This window comes from Pseudomonas sp. 58(2021) (assembly GCF_017491585.1).
In the GTDB taxonomy this organism is placed as follows: Bacteria; Pseudomonadota; Gammaproteobacteria; order Pseudomonadales; family Pseudomonadaceae; genus Aquipseudomonas; species Aquipseudomonas fluorescens_BT.
This window is the reverse complement of sequence record NZ_JAFGYZ010000054.1, coordinates 1-635: the sequence shown is the minus strand read 5'-3', so window position 1 is coordinate 635 and position 635 is coordinate 1. Positions and strand designations below refer to the sequence as shown.

The window sequence follows — 635 nt, the reverse complement described above, 5'->3', positions numbered from 1 at the left end:
TGCCATTGTCATCCACCACGGTGACAGCGAACTGCTCATTCAGTACGTTGGCGCCGTTGGCAGTCGGGTGCGCTTCGTTGTCGACCAGGGTGTAGCTGTAACTGACGACGCCGGTCGTGGCATTGAAACCGGTGATGGTCAGCGTGCTGCCCAAAGGCGTGGTCACCGATTGCGGGAAGCCTGCGGCGACACCGTTGGTGACGACGGCGATACCACCGATGGTCAGGGTAGTGACACCGTCCAACGCAGTGATGGTGAACGTGCCACTCTGAGTCAAAGCCGTGGCATCTGGCGCACTACCGGTGCTGAGGTTTTTCTCGAAGACGGTGAGTTCGCCGCCGTTTACGTCCAGGCCGTTGATGATCACTGGATCGTCATTGTTGTGGATCTGCAGGACCAGGTTCGCAGTGCTGGTGTCACCGTCGGCATCGGTGATGGTGTAGGTGAAGGTCTCGGTGCCATTGCCACCGCCGTGCAGGGCTTTGAAATCGGCGTCGCTGGTGTTCAACGTGTAGGTGTAGGTGCCGTTGGCATTCAGCACCAAGGTGCCATAAGTCCCGGTGAAAGTGCCGGCGGTAATCGGGCCGGCATTTTCTCCGACAGGTACACGGTCAGCGCCCTGCACGTCGTTGGTC

General features: G+C 59.5%; 1 protein-coding gene. It reads right to left on the bottom strand.

What is annotated here, in order from left to right; translation table 11 throughout:
* The coding region (locus tag J5M72_RS28725) for a VCBS domain-containing protein (RefSeq protein WP_207868325.1) at positions 1-635 on the bottom strand (635 nt) is incomplete at both ends.